The following is an 18,942-nucleotide window of genomic DNA, read 5'->3' as shown; positions in this document are numbered from 1 at the left end:
ATCATATCCGCTACACCCAGTGCTTTCTGCCTAAATTGATAGATTGATTTACAAACAAAAACCTGGCTCGATCGAACAAATCGAGCCAGGTTCATTTCATCAAACAAAGCTAAGCGACAACCTGATTCAATGCTGCAGCGACTTCATCCATCGATTGATCGCCATCGACTGTGACTAACTTCTGCTGAGACTCATAGTAGCTAATCAAGGGTGCAGTCTGCTCTCGATAGACTTCTAGACGACGACGAATTGTTTCTTCGTTATCATCCTTCCGACCCCGGCTCAAAAGCCGAACCAGCAGTACCGGATCTGGAACATCAAAATTCACCACTCGATCGCAGCCTTGATGTAACTCACTCAGCAAGGCATCTAAGAACTCAGCCTGTGCCACATTGCGAGGAAATCCATCTAAAATCCAGCCCGATTGTGCATCCGGCTTGCTCAGACGTTCCCGAATCAAATCAATCACTAACTGATCCGGAACTAATTCCCCGCGATCCATATAGCCTTGAGCCTGCACACCGAGCGACGTTTTCGCAGCCACGGACTCCCGGAGAATATCTCCAGTCGAGATATGCGGAATCTGATGAGCATCCGCCAAAAACTTGGATTGAGTCCCTTTTCCGGCTCCAGGAGGTCCTACAAAAATCAGTCGCGCCACTATTGTTTCACCATTCCTTCATAACGTTGAGAGATCACATATGTCTGGATCTGTTTAGCAGTGTCGATCGCGACCCCGACCAAAATCAACAATGAAGTCGCCCCAAAGCCTTGGAAAACCTTAACAGGCGTAGCATTTTCGATAATCGAAGGCACGATCGCCACGATTCCTAAGAAGATAGCACCTAAGAAGGTCAAACGATTCAGTACGCCCTCAATGTACTCCGTGGTTGCATTCCCCGGGCGAATCCCTGGAATGCTCGATCCCATTTTTTTCAAGTTCTTCGCCATATCATCCGGCTGCATAATCAGCGACGCATAGAAAAAGCTAAAGAACAGAATCAGCACAAAGTACAGCAAGTTATGCCAAATCGAAGCCGGACCTAAATATTTGCCAATGAAGTTTGCCAGATCTGCATTATTAAACGATTGGGCAATAATCACCGGAATCGTCAACACGGTCGAGGCAAAAATGATCGGCATCACACCGCCTTGGTTGAGGCGTAAGGGTAGATAACTGCTTCTTTCCATCATGACGCGTCGTCCAACTTGCCGACGCGCTGAAATGATCGGAATCCGTCTTGTCCCTTCCTGAACGAAGACAATCCCAACCACCATTGCCAGGAAGACCAGCAGGAGAATTACGACACTACTGACGACTGCGCGATCGCCCGTTTGCGCTAAGTCGAATGCCTGACCTAATGTATTCGGCAAAGTGGCAACAATGTTCAAGAAAATCAACAGGGAAGCACCGTTACCAATACCGCGTTCGGTGATCAGTTCGCCTGCCCACATGACAAACATAGAGCCAGCCGTCAACGCCAACACGGTTTCCACAACGAACATGGGACTCCAGCTTTCAGCGAACGGTCGTAATAACCCGATCGTTAAAAGTGTACTTTGTACCACAGCCCACCCGGCGGACACATAGCGGGTAATCTGGGAAATCTTCCGCCGACCTGCCTCGCCTTCATTCTTCTGCAAGTCTTCTAGAGAAGGAATCGCAGCCGTGAGCAGTTGAATAATAATCGAGGCGTTAATGAAGGGAAGAATCCCTAGGGCAAATAGACCCAAGGTTCTCAAACCGCCCCCGGCGAATAAGTCTACAAAACTCAGCGCACTATTGCTTTGAATCGCTTGTGAAAAGGCGGCTCGATCGATACCGGGAAGCGGGATAAAAATTCCCAGTCGAACGAACACCAAAAGCCCGATCGTTACCAGTATCCGTCCCCGCAATCCAGCCGCCTGTGCCATTTGAGCAAAGGTTTCCTGGGCGGTGGGCGTTCTATCTCGACTCTCGACCATATAAGGAATTCCTCGTGACAGCAATTTGGATTTGCGGACTCTGCCCCAAATCCAAGTTGAATAAAGTTAGTTTTATGCGCTTTTTCAGCCCAAGTTGAGCCGCCAAAACGACGAACATCCTATATTTTAGCGGTTCAAGCGTGAAGGATGACGATGAATCCATCCGGCGGAGCGAGAATTTCAGTTCGACGCATCACCGGATCTGGCAGCAGCTAAACCCCGATCGCTAATTTCCAGCTATTGATAATCCCGGTATCATTTGCGATCGCAAAATGATTTCTACCGAGCCTATCCTCTATAAAGTGAGAAAATAGAATTAGTGAGCAGCATTCTGTTGAAGAAACGAGTTCTTACGCAGGATTGTCGGTATTGATTAGATCGATATGATTGAGATTATTCGGACTCGTGCAACTTCTGAGCAAATGACTTCAATGCTAGAAGAATTAGGTATCTATGTTAAGTTGGCAGTAGATGTAGAGCAAGGAATACTGGCAGGAGGCGGAGAACTTCATGCAGATTGCGAGAAATTTTTGCTGGGAGATGGAAGCCGACAATCTGACCTCTGGGGAGCAGATTGGTATCCATTCAGCCAGACCGTTGGGTATGAATCAATTATTAATATTCGAGCAAGTGCAAATAATCGCTCGATGAACGTAGAAGATCCGAGAATTCGATCGCAGATTGATGAAGTTGTTTATCGATTATTAGGTGGTGTGCAATGGGAATCAACTGGGATGCTTTAAAGCAACGTTACCTGCAAACAAATCGTGCGGCTCAGTTGGAAAGTATCACGCTGAATTTGACCAGAATTCAAACCCTGGCGAATAGTGGCGAGGATGGACAGGTCGCACGGCATTTGGTGCGAGAGAGCCAGTATTTAATTGAATGGACAGTACCCACGATCGATTTAGAAACTGATTTTCAGATTGCAACTGAATTAGTTGATCTACAGCGTCAGTTAAGCGAGTGGAAATTAGATTGGGACAAGATTTGGGAAAGCGATCGTGCTTCTCTAGGAAAATTGGCGCAACAGTGGAGCGATCGACTCCAGATTTGCGTAGCGCATTAGGCTAGACCTCAATGTAGAGAGCAATTTAATTTTTCGCCCATTTAACGATTCACCGTTAAACATCAGCGATGATCGCCATCTCACTAAATATCCTGCTCTGCTCCATTCTCAGAGGAGTACAACTTCTAACGAAGTCGATATCTAACCAGATTGAGAGTCATATTCCAAGAAATTGTCAAAGTGCTTTACATTACTAACGCTATTGGAATTCATAGTGGTGTAAAGCAATGAAATTTCTACTAGACACAAATATAATCATTCCAGCAGAACCAACTGAGCTAGAAAATATTGAGCTTGGCACTCCCTTAATCACTGAGTTATTACGACGCTTTAACGAAGGGCAACAGCAGTATTACATACATAGCGCATCTATTCAGGAATTAAGTGGAGATAAAAACAAGAAGCGCTGGCAAATGCGTGAGGTACTTCTTGATAAGTATCCTCTTTTGCCTAGTCCCCCAGGATTTACAAAGAAAATCCAAGATTCTCTCTCAATTGCAACTCTCAACAAGCATGATCAGATCGACTTAACGCTTCTGTCTGCTGTAGATGCAGATGCAGTAGATTATTTAGTCACAAACGATGTAGCTCTCCATAAAAAAGCAGCCCAATTAGGATTAGCAAGTCGTGTTGCAACTCCTGATGAAGCCATTCTAATCATCCGGTCACTCTTCCCAGTCATACCTTTCCCACCCCCTGCTGTTCAAAGTCGTTATGCTCATGACATAGACTTAGAAGACCCAATCTTTGACTCTTTTCGATTAGACTACCAAGAATTCGATGAATGGTTCAGGAAATGTAAGCTCCAACACCGACCAGTTTGGACTATTGAGCCTGACATTGGCAAAATCGGCGGCATTTGTATTATCAAGCCTAACGATGCGCCGGAGTACGAAGGTATGCCTGAACCCTGCTTAAAGATATGTAGCTTTAAGATTTCCGAGAATTGGCGCGGGTATCGGTTTGGCGAATTACTGCTCAAAACCATCTTTGATTATGCGGATCAGAATCAACAAGCATCAATTTACATTACAACTTTTGAAAAGCAAGTTGAACTGCTAAATCTCTTAAATAACTTTGGATTTCAGATTATCAGCACCTCCAATAGGGGTGAGTGTGTTCTTCTCAAAATGCTTAAGTTTTCAGACGAAGAATACAGCGTTTTAACGCCTTTAGAGTTCAATATTAAATTTGGTCCGAACCAAGTTAAGTTTGATAATGCCAATTCATTTCTAATCCCAATTGTCCCCAAATATCACAAGATACTTCTTCCAGAGGCAGAAGCGCAATTGGAATTACTGCCAGGAAAACACCCCTTTGGCAATGGCATCCGTAAAGCCTATTTGTGCCATTCCAATATTAGAAAAATTGCTCTTGGCGATATTGTTTTCTTCTACCGTTCAGGAATTCAAAGCGGCGTTACCACTTATGGGGTAGTCGAAGATATAATTGTTTCTAGTAATCCTGATCAGATCGCTAGAGCTGTTGGGAAAAGGACAGTTTATACATATCCTGAAATTGAAGGAATGTGTAAAAAAGGGGAAGTTCTTGTCGTTCTTTTTCGTTTATCTCGCTCTAATACCACAACAATCTCTCTGAAAGCTTTAATAGATCAGAACATTATTAAGAAAGCGCCTCAATCCATCGCTAGTCTATCTTTCAAAGCAGCAATATGGTTAAAAGAACAGATTATAAAGCAGCCTTAATGTCTATTCATCCAGAGTTCGCACAACTAATTCTAGATGGAAAGAAGAGAGTAGAGTTTCGTAAAACTCGCTTCTCATTAGATATTTCCTACGTCGTAATTTATGCAACCGCTCCAATCAAAAAGGTGATTGGATACTTTAAAATTCAAAAAATTCAGGTGGCAGCTCCAACAGAATTATGGAAATCTTACAAAGAAGTCGCAGGAATAGATAAGGGGGCGTTTCAGAACTATTATGGCGATATGAATCAAGGAGTTGCTATAGAGATAGGTGAAGTTTATCAACTTAGCCAATATATTGATTTGGAACATATCTCAAAGTCATTGGTTGCTCCACAGAATTATATATATCTGGAAAAGGATTCATTCGATTCAATTAGAAGTTGCTAATCACCTTCTATTTATTATTAGTATTTCTCTTACATGAGAATTCAGCCTGTAATAGCTATTACGTCAAATAACCATTACAGGCTGAAAGTCTTGAGAAAGTTTTCAACTAAGATTTGCTAAACCTCGATCACTAATTTCCAGCTATTGATAATCTCCTATCATCTGCTAAACCCCGATCGCTAATTTCCAGCTATTGATAATCCCGGTATCATTTGCGATCGCATCAACCACTCGCAACTGCCAACGCCCTTGTACTGGCTGTCCTAGCATTCTTCTCAACGGCGGTGTCGTTTGCAGAGAATAAGTTCGATTCAGCACCGTCTGCCGTCCGAGCGTGCGACCTTGGAGTAACGTTTCGCTGCCTGAAGGCGAAACTAAACTGACTTCAATATCACCCAGGAAATCGTGTGTAATGTTGACGGTGACTTGAATATCTTTGATCGTTGCAAACTCGTTGATCTGAATTTCGCTCGCAATTCCAACCGAGCTATTGTCAGGAATCATCACCATCTTGCTATTCTCAACCACCAGCGATCGCGCAACCGTTAACGAGACTCTTCTCGCGATCGCGGCTTGAGTTGCTTTCGCCGCATTAACTTTCCCATAGCCAAACCAATCACAGCGACCGCTCGCTTCATACGTTCCTTTGCGCAGTCCAAACTGCGGATCTGGATCTGGATCAACAATCTTATCGGCGGTTTGTTGCAAGATTTGACGCACTTCTTGAGCCGTCAGATCTGGATTTGCAGACAGTACTAATGCAGCAACGCCTGCAACCAAAGGGCAAGCACTCGACGTTCCACCAAATCCGTAAGTAAAATCGCCCGTATCATAGCCCTCGTTTCCTCGTCGATCGGCAGTGACAATCCCCAAACCGCGCAGTGCAGTCCGAACTTCTGGAGGCGTTGCCACATACCCAATTCCCGGCAGTCCCATTCCGGGAGGAGCATTGTTACTCGGCGCACACACTGAAATTTCAGCCCCCCAGTTACTATAGGCTGCTTTCTTATTCAAGCTAGTAGAAGCCGAAACCGCGATCACGTCAGGATGCACAGTAAAACCACCTAACCAACTCGTCCTACCGCTAATTGCATTGTTCCGCCAGCCCGATTCATTAATGGTTCCATTGGTCGGACGATTGGCATTGCCGGCAGCGAAGACAATTACACAGCCTTTTCCATCCCGCCCTTCGGTCGCAGCACGAGTAATTGCTGCTCTTTGGCGCAAAGATAACGGATAGTAAACAGCACTCGGTCCCCAACTGCAAGAAATGACTGAAGCACCTCGATCGACTGCCCAACCAAATAAATCCTCGATCGTTTGATCATCCAAAAATCCCGTTGTCCGAATCGGCATCAAAGCACAGCCCGGAGCCGCTCCCACTGTCCCAAATCCATTCTCTTCAGCGACCGCAACGCCTGCACAAGAAGTGCCATGATCTTCACCCAAGTCCTCTGGTGCTGGATTAAAGTCTCTGCCCTTAAAGTCCCTCGGCGCAACAACCTTACCCAAGCCTTGAAAGTCAGGATGACCCAGATCAATAGCATCATCCATCACAGCAACGACAATCGATCGACTTCCACGTGTAATATCCCAAGCTTGCTCTGCAAATACATGCGCTCCAGTTGCCAGATCTTGCCCGCCTGAATGATTCAGATGCCATTGCTTTGAATACAGCGAATCTTTGGGGCGATAGTGCGCTTGCTGGCGAACAATGATATTAGGTTCGGCAGTAAGAATCTCCGATCGCGAAATGAGCCGATTTGTAATTTTCAGCGGATTCTCTTTTGAATCTGCGGTCAGTTGAAACACGAAAGTATTTGGAATTCCTGCAATCTGTTTCACCTGTTCTAAACCAAATTCTTGCGCGATCGCGCTCATCGTTTCAGCTTTGACAGCAGGATCGAATTGAATCGTAATTTGATTCGTCACATAAAGTTGAGAACCAGGGCTACCCTGAACCTGATAAACATGACTCGCATAGTTCACCTGAGCATCAGAGCGAACTTGATTTAAGACTTGATCTTTTTGTGCCGGATCGACAATAAATTCTGTCAATTGAGGAGGAGCCGCACCCGGATTGATCTGAACTGGAACTTTATTCACCAAATCCCAAGCCTGCTGTTTAGAAGTCGCATTCACTGCAAAGCGATCGTCTAATTTTTCAACCAGTAATTCTTCTCCACCGCGTTGTAGAATTTTGCCGCGATTCTCATCAGGAATACTGGCATTTCCTTGAGGGGTAGATGCGTTCGTCATGGCGCTGTTCTCCAACGGTTTCACTGATTCAATTTCAATTGTCGCTCACTGAATTTCGCGACTGCTTTACGGTTTTTAACCTCAACGATTCGGGAATCTTGAGATTAGCTTGTATCTGACATATATATGTGCCTGTTCACAGGAAATCTATGAAATCTAATCGCTATCAAGTGCTGTGTAGCTTGGCAGTGTCCTCCATGATACTCTCGCTTTTTACAGCCTGTTCATCTTCTTCGACACAGAACTGCCAGCCCAATGCTCAAGGATATCTTCCTCCCGGATGCTCACCGACAGGCGGAAGTTATTCAGGCGGGAGTTCTTCAGGTAGCTCCTATCGTTCTGGCGGAAGTAGCTCGTCTGGAAGCCGCGTGTCTAGTCCAGCTTCCGGTCGGAGTGGATTTGGCAGCTTCGGTGGAGGTCGTTCTGGAGGATGAGTAGTTTATTTACTGGAACAGAGCGCGATCGTCTCTTCCGCCAACTTCAAATGCCTTGGTACAACCTCGTTCCAAACGCTGGCGTTTCGCTAGAACCGTATGCGCTGTATCACTGTCATCCCGTTTCACAACAGCAAATTTCTCGGATGAAAGATGCAGCAGAACGAGTTGGCACTGTGCTGAGTCATCTCTGGTCAGTAATTCGTGGATTTGATGAAGAAACCTTGCTCGAATATGGATTTCCAGAAGAAACCGTTCGAGTGATCAAATTTGATGGATTGCCGCCGTTTTGTATGCGGCTCGATTGGTGCTGGAACGAACAAGAAGAAGTTTATAAAGTCATTGAAGCGAATGTTCAAACCCCGAGTTTTTGGTTTGAATGTTTAGAAGGCAACACAAAAGTTGCAGAACATTTTGGATTCAAGCCTGCTGAAACTCAGATTCAACCTGTTCTCAGAAATTCAATTAATCAAGCGATTAAACGCGCTGCAAATTGGTTAGGGAAATCCCTCGATCGCTGTAACATTGCGATGACCACGCTGGACAATCCCGAAGATATGGGAACAATGCGCTGGCTAAGCAAATTTGTCGATCAACCGCATCAGGTCTTTGAGATTGAACAACTTCGCATTAAAGATCATCAATACTTGTTTAACGAGAGATCAGGAGAAGCGATCGACATTTTATTTATGTGGTATCCGGTCGAATGGGCAATTTTCGATCGCGATCCAAATGGTCAAGAACTGTGGTCAGCGCTAGAAGAATTGATTCTTAAAAGAAAGCTAGTGATCGTCAATTTTGCATCTGCTTTTGCATTGCAGCCAAAAAGTATTTTCGCTTTAATTACCGATTTGGGATTAGATTTCTTCTCTCCAGAACAGGCTGAAACCGTCTTTGATTTGTTTCCAAAAACAGTTCAAACTTCTGAAGAAATGGGTGACACTTACTTTGGAAAACCTGTATTTGGCAGACAAGGAGAAGGATGTTTTTCCGTAATTGCAGGAGAAATCAGTGACCAAAGCCCCAATCAAGATCCTTGGTACACCGATCAATTTTATGTCTATCAGGAACTCTTGAAATTTCCGACGATCGACCTTGCGAATAAAGAGATGACCGCCTTATGGAGTACCTGGTTATTTAACGATGGAACGGATCATTTTGTTCCCGCCGGAATCGGACTTCGTGTTTCAGAAGGCAAAATAACCGATGACTATTCTTATTGGTGTCCAATCGGAATTGCGAATTAAATCGGACGAACTTTTGGATTTTTTTTACTTCATTTGAAAAAGGATTCTTCAGTGATAAGATCCGAGAGTTCCAAGTTGTCCTATTAAAAACATTCTGCAATTATTCATGGCTCATCTGAGAACGATTCAACCTCTTTCCATCTCTGGCATTCTTTCGCTCTCAATGCTTGCAGGTGTGATGTTTGCGGCTCCTGCTGTCCAAGCACAGACTCCCAAACCTGCACCCGGAGCAGGTCAGCCCCGTCCCATCGATCTGACTGATCCAAATGTGGTGCGCCCGACCGCGACCCAGGGTGAAGGGGGTGTTCTGAGTTTACAGGGTGGGCAAAAGCTCATGAATGAAGCTGAGCAAGCGATTCGATCGCAGAATATGCCTTTGGCGGTGAAAAAGCTGCAAGAAGCTCGCCAAGTCTACAATCAGTTGTCCAACTTCCACCAAGATTTGGCAGCTAGCTTTTCTGGGATTGATACTCGTGTCGCAGATAGCCAGCGGAAAAAAGCGTTGGAGACAGCACAATTACGAGATCAAGCAACCTATCGCTTGGCGGTAGCGCATCGGGCAATGAATCAGCCTGAATTGGCTGTGCCTTTGTTAGTGCAAATTATCCGTAGCCAACAACCGACGCGGGATTTGGGCAAACAAGCTTATCAACAACTGCAAGAACTCGGCTTTGTTGATCCGCCTCAAAGTGCGGGTCAGTAAAATCAGCAGAGCAAATTTTGTTCAAAGCTAAATAAAGCCGTGACGATCGACGATCGTCACGGCTTTAATCTTGATCTACGCGATCTTCCTAAAGAATGTCCTGAAATCAAAATTGATATCGCAATTGCGCCTGCACCGCATGATCACTCACATCTTGTTTTCCTAACACCGTCTCATACCCAACCCCAACCGAAAGATTGTTGGCAAACTGCGCCTGCACGCCAGTACTTAATCTGACAAAATCTCGATCGGGTTCTCCGGTACGAATTCGATTAGGAATCCCCGGCTGACTCGCTAATTCCGTCACAATCTCGCGGCTACCATTCGCAAATTCATGTTCATAGTTCGCTGCAATAAACGGCGTAATGGTTGCAGAGGGAGAACGAAAATCATAAGCTAGCTGCGCGCCGATATTTAGAATTACCGAATCCGCCTCTTGGTCAGGCACAGTCAGATTCAAAATGCTGCCATCCCGTTCGGTGTAGCCATCAATCTTCACTTTGGTATATCGCACTCCAATCATCGGACCGACTGAGAGTTCATTTGAGCCAAAGTTGTATCCAGAATTGAACCGAACCGAGAACTGCTTTCCATCTGGCTCCGCAGTCGCAGAACGAAATCCAGTCACGTTCAGATTTCGTGTAATGTCAAATTTATTCCATCCGAAATTAATCAACGTATCCGCATAAAACTTCTCTTGGCTATAGCTGCCATAGGCTGAAACCGAGAAGCTACTCACATCTACTTCTCCAAGATTATTGTTAAGTTCACTATTATTCTGTCCATAGTTCAGTGCTAAGCCTAAAGCTAAGTTATCGGTCACACGATAATCTGCACCAATGCTGACGCTCTTGGTATCGAAATCGTAGCCAACGATGCCGTTGTTGCTATCCCAATTCCCAAAATTGAAATCTCCATTCACGAATACGCCCAGTTTTTGATCTGGGTTAGGGTTTTGCCGAAGCGCTAAAATTCGACCGTCTAAATCCCTGGAAGGACGACGTGCCACGCCTAATGCAATTTCAGTCTGAGGCGCGATCGACAACGGCGCACTCAACAGCGAGAACGCATATTCTGAAATAATCTGATGCCCTCTGGCTGTCGGATGCAATTGATCCCAAAATAAAAACTGGTCGCAGTTTGCACCAGTTCCAAGACAAGCCTGCGTCACATTCGTAAAGCCAAATCGTGCCGGATCGTTGAGAACTTGGTTAAATAGCGCATTAATGTCGATCGGAACAATGCTCAAATTCGGATTACTTTGGGCAAGCGATCGTAAAGTAGCCTGCAATCCTTGATTATGCGCGGTTGAAAGCTGCGTCAATCCCGCACTTTGCACCGGATTTCCTACCGTCCCTGGAACCCGCCCTAAATCCGGCAGATTCGGTACAACTAGCTTATTCGCTCCTGCTGCTGTCAAACGCTGCAAAATCGCACCAATATTTCCAACCGGGATCGCTGGATTTGTGATTCCACCGCCCAGATAATCATTCGCTCCTGCCCAAACGACAAACGCCTGACTTGGACTAACAGAAGGCGAAGATTGTAAAAAGCCATTCACCTGAGTTGTGACCCCAGGTAGTAGCGGCGTAATGGTATTGTTAGTGCCGCTTGTGGCTCCGCCGAATGCAAAATTTATCGTAGTCGGGGTCAAATTCAATTTTGTCGCAAGATCTTCAATCCAAACAACTCCATTCGTAAAACGACCATTTACATATGGCGGACTCGGTGGAACTAAACCATTTGTATTTCTAAACGCATTGCCATTATCTGAAAGACTGTCACCAAAAATTGTAAACCCTGCGATCGCTTGAGCCTGAGCACTTACCGGAACTAAACAGGTGAGAATTGCCAGCTTAACTGCAAAAAATTGGGGTTTCATTGTATTTAATGCTACACAGCATGTCGAATCTGAGTGTAAACCAGATAAAGCTGAGACTTTTAGAGCCGCAATTTTTATTCACGCAGTTAAAAGATCGCTGAATTTTGCTGCGAATTGTTAAGAGAATCTACCAGTTTTACCCTTCTGTATGCAGATGTTGTCTATAAACAAATTGGAAATCCTGGATGATAGAGACTATCAAGAAAATTGATAACTCTGGCTTACAATCCAGAATGAACCAGGGCAACCGAAATTGACTACTCTGGTAATGTAACGAACTCTTAAACTTTGGGCGCGAGCGATGGAATCGATTTATCAATACGCCTGGCTCATCCCCGTCTTGCCCCTGGCAGGCGCGATGTTAGTGGGCTTCGGGCTGATTACCTTCAATAAGGATGTCAACAAGCTCCGAAAAGCGAACTCTATCTTCATCGTGTCTTTGATCGGCGCGGCGATGACCTATGCGTTTGCTCTCTTCTGGAGCCAATTTCAAGGACATGCCCCCTACACTCAATCGATCGAGTGGGCAGCAGCCGGAGATTTCCGTCTAACGATGGGATATGTGATTGATCCACTCTCCTCGCTGATGCTGGTGGTTGTCACGACTGTAGCTTTCTTGGTGATGATCTACACCGATGGCTACATGGCACACGATCCGGGTTATGTACGCTTTTATGCTTATTTGAGCCTCTTCAGCTCCTCAATGTTAGGCTTGGTGATCAGTCCAAACCTGGTACAGGTCTACATCTTCTGGGAATTGGTGGGGATGTGTTCGTATTTGCTGATCGGGTTCTGGTTTTCCCGCAAAGCTGCGGCAGATGCTTGTCAAAAGGCATTTGTAACCAACCGAGTCGGTGACTTTGGATTATTACTTGGAATTTTGGGCTTGTACTGGGCAACTCGAAGTTTTGACTTCGGAGAAATCGGCACCCGCTTGCAAGAAATGGTGGCAACGGGATCGCTCAGTGGCTTTATCGCAGCATTGTTCGCGATTTTGGTGTTCTTAGGACCAGTCGCAAAATCGGCGCAGTTTCCTTTGCATGTTTGGTTGCCAGACGCAATGGAAGGTCCGACTCCGATTTCGGCTTTGATTCACGCAGCGACGATGGTTGCTGCGGGTGTGTTTTTGATCGCGCGGATGTTCCCCGTCTTTGAGGGCATTCCGGTGGTCATGGATACGATCGCTTGGACAGGATGCTTTACTGCCTTTTTGGGAGCATCGATCGCCATTACGCAAAACGACATCAAGAAAGGCTTAGCGTATTCAACGATGTCGCAGCTTGGCTACATGGTGATGGCAATGGGCGTTGGAGCTTATAGCGCTGGATTATTCCACCTGATGACTCACGCTTATTTCAAGGCAATGCTGTTCTTAGGTTCCGGCTCAGTGATCCACGGCATGGAAGCAGTGGTTGGTCACGATGCAGCCTACGCTCAAGATATGAGAATGATGGGCGGTTTGCGGAAATACATGCCGATTACTGCCACGACCTTCTTGATTGGAACGTTAGCAATTTGTGGAATTCCACCTTTTGCTGGATTCTGGTCGAAAGATGAAATTTTGGGTTCGACCTTTGCTGTCAATCCGGTGATGTGGGCGATCGCCTGGTCAACGGCTGGCATCACAGCGTTCTACATGTTCCGAATGTACTTCACAACGTTTGAAGGCGAATTTCGCGGCGAGAGCGCTGATGTCAAACAAACCATCAAAAACGAGCAGCTTCAACTCGCAGGTTTAGCCTTTGGTCCTGGAGCAATGGATCCCCGTGAACTCACGATCGAAGCACCCGCAGATGATCATGATCACGATCATCACCACGACAGCGAACCGCATGAATCTCCGATTACGATGACGCTGCCGTTGATGATTCTGGCAATTCCATCCATGCTGATTGGTTTAGTCGGAACGCCGTTCGCAAACTACTTTGAACATTTCATCCATGCACCGAGCGAGGCTGTACAAGTTGCGGCGGAAGCGGGTGAGGAAAACCTGACGGAATTCCTGATCATGGGCGGAAATTCAGTTGGGATCGCTTTGATTGGAATCACGTTGGCATCGCTGATGTATCTGCGAGGCAAAATCGATCCCAGCGCGATCGCAGCCAAATTCCCTGCGTTATATCGCTTGTCCAAGAACAAATGGTACTTCGACGAGATTTACAACGAAGTATTTGTGATGGGAAGCCGCCGCTTGGCTCGCCAAGTCTTAGAAGTGGATTCCAAAGTCGTAGATGGGGTCGTCAACCTCGCTGGACTCGCCACCGTCTTAACCGGCGAAGGACTGAAATACTTCGAGAATGGGCGCGCTCAATTCTATGCGCTGATTATCTTCATCGCAGTTCTAGGATTAGTCGTCTTCTCCGGTATCACCTGATTAGCTGGCACAGGGTGGGGTTCGCCTCACCCTGCTCCATCTGCAAATAGTCTTAACAATCCTGAGGTTTCAAAAAGAACCGACTAGGATTGTCATATCACGAATCCATACGAATTCTTTTGCTACTCATAAACAAATCTTACCAGTACGCATGGTGACAGCAAATTTTCCTTGGCTGACCACGATCATTCTTTTCCCGATCGTTGCGTCACTCGCCATTCCCTTCCTCCCCGACAAAGATGGCAAAACCGTTCGCTGGTATTCCCTAATTGTCGGATTGCTTGATTTTCTGCTCATTGTCTATACGTTCTACACCCAGTACGATTTCTCCAACCCAGAGATGCAGCTCGTCGAGCGCTATGCCTGGATTCCTCAAATTGATCTCAATTGGTCAGTTGGCGTGGACGGGCTGTCGATGCCGTTGGTGATTCTGACTGGATTTATTACGACATTGGCAATTTTGGCAGCATGGCCTGTGACCTTCAAGCCACGCCTATTTTATTTCCTCATGTTGGCAATGTACGGCGGACAGATCGCTGTATTTGCCGTTCAAGATCTACTGCTGTTCTTCCTAGCGTGGGAATTAGAACTCGTTCCGGTCTATTTCTTGCTGGCAATTTGGGGCGGGAAAAAGCGGTTGTATGCAGCAACAAAGTTTATCTTGTACACCGCAGGCGGTTCGCTGTTCATTTTGGTTGCGGCATTAGCGATGGCGTTTTATGGCGATACGCCTTCGTTCGATATGCAAACCTTGGCGCATCGAGGCTTCCCGGTCAACTTTCAGTTATGGATTTATGCGGCTTTCTTAATCGCTTATGCGGTGAAGTTGCCGATTATCCCGTTGCATACGTGGTTGCCGGATGCTCACGGGGAAGCAACTGCACCCGTGCATATGTTGCTGGCTGGAATTCTCTTGAAGATGGGCGGATATGCCTTGATTCGGATGAATGCAGAAATGCTGCCTGCGGCTCATGCGATCGTGGCTCCAGCACTAGTGATTCTGGGTGTCGTGAATATCATTTACGCGGCATTAACTTCATTTGCACAACGCAACCTCAAGCGGAAAATTGCTTACTCTTCGATCTCCCATATGGGCTTTGTGCTGATTGGGATCGCATCGTTTACGGATTTAGGCTTAAGCGGTGCAGTGCTACAAATGGTGTCGCATGGTTTGATCGGAGCGAGTTTGTTCTTCTTAGTGGGAGCAACTTACGATCGTACTCACACCTTGATGCTGGACGAGATGGGCGGCGTTGGTAAACAGATGCCGAGGATCTTCTCGATGTTTACGGCATGTTCGCTCGCATCCTTGGCATTGCCTGGAATGAGCGGATTTGTAGCGGAATTGATGGTGTTTGTTGGGTTTGCGACCAGTGATGCTTACAGCATGACGTTCCGGGTAATTGTCGTGGCACTGGCTGCGATCGGAGTCATTCTCACCCCGATTTATCTATTGTCGATGCTGCGTGAGATCTTCTACGGTCCTGAAAATAAAGAGTTAACGTCGCACGAAAATCTGATCGATGCAGAGCCGCGTGAGGTGTTTATCATTGCCTCGTTGCTGGTTCCCATTATCGGCATCGGCTTCTATCCGAAAATGCTGACACAGATTTATGACTCGAAAACTTTGCAGTTAACGGCACGTCTGCGAGATGAAGTGCCGACCTTAGCAGATCGCAAGGGAACGAATGCGATCGCGCTCAGCGACAGCAAAGCTGCTATCACGCCAGCAGTCTCGGCTCCTTCGATTCGCTAATGTGCTAGATTCAACTCTCTAATCATCTCCAAGTAGTTCACCTAAATTCGATGGGGAGATAGAAGGATAGGGGATAAAAGTGAAGATCTGAAATCATGGTTGCTACCCCCCACTCCCCATCTCCCCACTCCGCAAAATTAATGCGGTTGACTAGATGCTTCTCTTCATTTACGTGACTGAAAAAACGCGGGCATTCCACTTAGGAACCCCGCGTTTTTTAACTTCAACCTTCTACAGCTACCAGCCCAATCTAATTTTCGTTCAACTTTCCTTCTGACCGAGTAATCACTGAATCGGTAGGCAAGCATAGTAGATTGTCACCCTGAGTCTTAATCATGCCTTTCTGACGCAATTTACCCATTAACCGCGTCACGGTCACCCGTGTAGATCCGATCGCGCTTCCAATTTGCGCATGCGTCAATGGGAACGGTAGGCAATACCCTTCATCAGTCGGTTCCCCATACTCTTCGATCAAGAGCGTCAAGAAGCCCAGTAAGCGATCGATCGTTCGACGCTGACCTAACGTACTCAACCACAGCAACTTCCGCTGATGCTGATACCGGAACGCATCCAATACCTCACGACGAAAATGTGGCCAATTATCCAGATCGTGCCAGTACATCCACACGACCGAAGTCTGATCCACATGTGCGTAGGCTTGGAGCGTAAACGGTGATTGAGCCACAATTTCAAACGGTTGACCCGTTCCAACAAATCCCAAAAATGCTTCTTCAGGACTGATGCGAGCCAAACGGGATGCATTGCCGCCTGTCGCATTCACCTGCGCCGTTCCAACTAACCGAACCGCACCTTTCTGAACCAAATAGAGCAAACCGGGGCGAGTCGGAACCCGCTCATCTTTACTAAAATTGCGGACACGATAATGCTCTTGTGCCCAATCGATAATTCGTTGCCAAGTTAGGAATGGACGAGCCGCATCGGAATTTTGAGGAGAATTAACTGAGTACATAAGTTATAGGCTGTTTGAGAACAATGGGACTTTGACAAGCGCTGAGTTGTCAGCGAGATTGCAATCAAGTCACAGGCGAACCAGGTAGGATGATCAATCGCTGTAAGGTTGCCTAAATTTCACTGACTTACGAGATCATACTTAGAAAATGACATATCGCCAGTGAGATCACGGTGATCTTTACAGAATTGACCATAAAATGCTGGTATTTTTGAACTTTTTAAACCGAAACCTATCCCATTTCAGAGCGCAAACCGTAATTACTGTGAATTGTAACCTACCGAAGATCACTTATCCTACGCTCCGCTCATTGTTACTGCTGAAAATTTATGAAGCAATCTCCCTGCGGAAAGATGTTCAAGTAGCAAATCAGTCGATCGAGAATTCAGACTTTCAAAAAAACCGAGAAATCATCAAGCTTCTAGCGCCTCGCCCTGCTTTAAAACGAGTTAAAAGTGCGACTTCGGTAGTGGCATATGCCTCGACAATCGCCTTGCAATTGGGGGCGAGATCCAGTTCAACACCTGCGGAAATTGCGGACAAAATCATTCACTTTCTGCGACACTCTCCATCTAATCTTTCGGATGAAGAAACTGAAAATCAGCTTCTCCGTGATCTCACGGTGACTTACCTAGAGCCGGGCAGATTGGTATTTGAATTTGGCGATCGCGCGATCTCCAAATATCTTCAGGAAATCCTTTCTCACTGCACCGATGAGACGAACAGAGCTTCTGACAGGTCATTTCTCAGACTGAAGCGCGAATCCTCTGGTGACTCTAAAATCTTCCTCTGTCAGTACAGTTACGCGCGATGCACCGCCCTGATCGAGATGGCATCTCGTTCCAATCACATAGATAAAAGTGTAGAAAATGATTCAGCTAAATGGCTGAATGAAAGTAAATTTTTATTACAAAAAGAATCAGAGTTGCTGTCTCAAATCATCGCGACGCTAGATGAATGGGAGGAGACAAATCCTCTAACCCTTGCTATTTCTCTGAGTGAAGCCTTTCAGACTTTTTATCAGAATTGCCAAATTGTAAAGTACGACACAATTCATCTTCAGGTGGCACAATGTCGATTAGCTTTAGTAATGATTACTCATTGGCTGTTAAAACAGCTTTTAGAGCAGGGACTTGGTGTTGTAGCGCCGGAAACACTTTAATTTTCGCTTCGGGAGCGTTTTATCCTGTCACACCGTCGTCATGTTATCGACATAACGAATTTTTATCGACAAACACGTGACAAAGCTATTGAACCCGCCTATAGTATTGGAGTGTGAGGAGCGAACCAGTTAGAACGCCGAGACGAAACACGGCCAGTCGTCGGCGTTCTTTCTGTTTTAAAGCAAAAATTTCCGAATGGCGATCGCAGCTCCATCTGCTTCAACGCTCGGCGCAACCCAATCGGCATATTGTTGGACTCCGCCCGGAGCATCTCCCATTGCCACCCCAATTCCAGCATATTGAATCATTTCGAGATCGTTGAAGTTATCACCGATCGTCATCACGTTCTCAGGCTTCAGACCCAGAATTTCTTCAGCTAAATACTTCACAGCCGTTCCTTTATTTGCAGCCGGATTCGTTGCCTCAAAGAACGTTGCGACAGATTTTGTTAGGTAAAGCTCAGCAGGAGTGTACTGCTTCTGAAGCGACCCCAGCATCGTATCAATGAGTTCAGTGTCGTCGCTGAGCGCCAAAACTTTTGTCAGTTCCATATCTAATGTATTCCGCAGATCCCCAACTTCGATTGGGACAATGCCCGATCGCTGAACATAAGCTGCCGTCTCCGGAGTCATCGATCGAATATAGAGATCGTCATTGATATAGAAATGAATTGATAACAATTCTCGGAGATGCGATTGCTCAAAATAGTCGAGCAGTTCCAAGACTTGTGCTTTGGGCACTGACCATTGCCGTAGAACCTGATTCGTCGCAGGATCTTGAATCCATGCGCCTTGATAGGCAATTAACGGCAGAGAAGACCCCACGGTTTGATAAAAGCGCAGTGCAGAGCGATACATGCGACCCGTCGCGATCGCAATTTGCACCCCAGAATTCTGTGCGTCGGAAATCGCTGCAAGCACAGGTTCGCGGATATTATTAGACTTGCCTGCGATTGTCCCGTCAATGTCTAAGACCAATAATCGAATATCAGAGTGCTGCATAACTTAAATTCAGGGTGAGGGATG

Annotated in this window: 16 protein-coding genes; 10 read left to right on the top strand and 6 right to left on the bottom strand. The window is 46.1% G+C overall.

Annotated elements, in window-relative coordinates; genetic code table 11:
* Positions 1-109: 109 nt before the first annotated feature.
* Together J0L70_RS14530 and secY are read right to left on the bottom strand one after the other, a co-directional pair.
* Entirely contained in the window at positions 110-661 is a 552-nt protein-coding gene (locus J0L70_RS14530; protein WP_287455117.1) for an adenylate kinase, read from the bottom strand.
* Positions 661-1,965: a preprotein translocase subunit SecY gene (gene secY / locus J0L70_RS14525; protein ID WP_017291208.1), complete on the bottom strand. Its 1,305-nt coding sequence runs from the start codon at positions 1,963-1,965 to the stop codon at positions 661-663. Before secY ends, J0L70_RS14530 begins: the two co-directional genes overlap by 1 nt.
* Before the next feature lie 383 nt (positions 1,966-2,348).
* Here secY and J0L70_RS14520 point away from each other — a divergent pair, with 383 nt between their 5' ends.
* From J0L70_RS14520 to J0L70_RS14505, 4 genes are all read left to right on the top strand, one after another.
* On the top strand, positions 2,349-2,708 hold the full coding sequence (locus J0L70_RS14520; protein ID WP_287455116.1) for a DUF5674 family protein: 360 nt from the start codon (positions 2,349-2,351) through the stop codon (positions 2,706-2,708).
* Positions 2,684-3,034, top strand: a complete 351-nt coding sequence (locus tag J0L70_RS14515) for a hypothetical protein (protein ID WP_268242228.1) — start codon at positions 2,684-2,686, stop codon at positions 3,032-3,034. Before J0L70_RS14520 ends, J0L70_RS14515 begins: the two co-directional genes overlap by 25 nt.
* Positions 3,035-3,261: 227 nt before the next feature.
* The gene (locus tag J0L70_RS14510; protein WP_287455115.1) at positions 3,262-4,740 is read left to right on the top strand and encodes a GNAT family N-acetyltransferase; all 1,479 of its coding nucleotides are present in this window, start codon (positions 3,262-3,264) and stop codon (positions 4,738-4,740) included.
* Positions 4,707-5,129 carry an ASCH domain-containing protein gene (locus J0L70_RS14505; RefSeq protein ID WP_287455114.1) on the top strand — a complete coding sequence of 141 codons (423 nt, stop codon included), beginning with the start codon at positions 4,707-4,709 and terminating at the stop codon, positions 5,127-5,129. Before J0L70_RS14510 ends, J0L70_RS14505 begins: the two co-directional genes overlap by 34 nt.
* 165 nt (positions 5,130-5,294) lie before the next feature.
* Here the strand turns inward: J0L70_RS14505 and J0L70_RS14500 are convergent, their stop codons facing one another.
* A complete protein-coding gene (locus tag J0L70_RS14500) occupies positions 5,295-7,388 on the bottom strand; it encodes a S8 family serine peptidase (RefSeq protein ID WP_287455113.1) in 2,094 nt (697 codons plus the stop codon).
* Between the two features lie 149 nt (positions 7,389-7,537).
* Here J0L70_RS14500 and J0L70_RS14495 point away from each other — a divergent pair, with 149 nt between their 5' ends.
* The 3 genes from J0L70_RS14495 to J0L70_RS14485 all read left to right on the top strand — a co-directional run bounded on the left by J0L70_RS14495 (position 7,538) and on the right by J0L70_RS14485 (position 9,772).
* Positions 7,538-7,822: a hypothetical protein gene (locus J0L70_RS14495; protein WP_144056291.1), complete on the top strand. Its 285-nt coding sequence runs from the start codon at positions 7,538-7,540 to the stop codon at positions 7,820-7,822.
* Positions 7,819-9,069, top strand: coding sequence for a glutathionylspermidine synthase family protein (locus J0L70_RS14490; RefSeq protein WP_017291214.1), 1,251 nt, complete (start codon positions 7,819-7,821; stop codon positions 9,067-9,069). Before J0L70_RS14495 ends, J0L70_RS14490 begins: the two co-directional genes overlap by 4 nt.
* 106 nt (positions 9,070-9,175) lie before the next feature.
* On the top strand, positions 9,176-9,772 hold the full coding sequence (locus tag J0L70_RS14485; protein ID WP_017291215.1) for a hypothetical protein: 597 nt from the start codon (positions 9,176-9,178) through the stop codon (positions 9,770-9,772).
* A 106-nt stretch (positions 9,773-9,878) separates the two neighbouring features.
* Here J0L70_RS14485 and J0L70_RS14480 read toward each other — a convergent pair whose 3' ends face one another.
* Positions 9,879-11,654 (bottom strand): autotransporter domain-containing protein, encoded by a 1,776-nt coding sequence (locus tag J0L70_RS14480; RefSeq protein WP_287455112.1) that lies wholly within the window; start codon positions 11,652-11,654, stop codon positions 9,879-9,881.
* Between the two features lie 301 nt (positions 11,655-11,955).
* Here J0L70_RS14480 and J0L70_RS14475 point away from each other — a divergent pair, with 301 nt between their 5' ends.
* Positions 11,956-14,028, top strand: a complete 2,073-nt coding sequence (locus J0L70_RS14475) for an NAD(P)H-quinone oxidoreductase subunit 5 (protein ID WP_268242225.1) — start codon at positions 11,956-11,958, stop codon at positions 14,026-14,028.
* Positions 14,029-14,179: 151 nt separating this feature from the next.
* Positions 14,180-15,784, top strand: a complete 1,605-nt coding sequence (gene ndhD1 / locus J0L70_RS14470) for a photosynthetic/respiratory NAD(P)H-quinone oxidoreductase subunit D1 (RefSeq protein WP_017291219.1) — start codon at positions 14,180-14,182, stop codon at positions 15,782-15,784.
* Positions 15,785-16,034: 250 nt separating this feature from the next.
* Here the strand turns inward: ndhD1 and J0L70_RS14465 are convergent, their stop codons facing one another.
* Entirely contained in the window at positions 16,035-16,754 is a 720-nt protein-coding gene (locus J0L70_RS14465) for a Crp/Fnr family transcriptional regulator (RefSeq protein WP_017291220.1), read from the bottom strand.
* A 199-nt stretch (positions 16,755-16,953) separates the two neighbouring features.
* Between J0L70_RS14465 and J0L70_RS14460 the strand changes: the two genes are divergently transcribed.
* Entirely contained in the window at positions 16,954-17,916 is a 963-nt protein-coding gene (locus J0L70_RS14460; protein ID WP_287455111.1) for a DALR anticodon-binding domain-containing protein, read from the top strand.
* 177 nt (positions 17,917-18,093) lie between these two features.
* Here J0L70_RS14460 and J0L70_RS14455 read toward each other — a convergent pair whose 3' ends face one another.
* Entirely contained in the window at positions 18,094-18,918 is an 825-nt protein-coding gene (locus J0L70_RS14455; RefSeq protein ID WP_287455110.1) for a Cof-type HAD-IIB family hydrolase, read from the bottom strand.
* Between the last annotated feature and the right edge of the window lie 24 nt (positions 18,919-18,942).

The sequence above is a fragment of the Leptolyngbya sp. UWPOB_LEPTO1 genome, from assembly GCF_017302695.1.
Classification (GTDB): domain Bacteria; phylum Cyanobacteriota; class Cyanobacteriia; order Leptolyngbyales; family Leptolyngbyaceae; genus Leptolyngbya; species Leptolyngbya boryana.
Note: the sequence above shows the minus strand (reverse complement) of the source record. Positions and strands in the feature narration are given on the sequence as shown.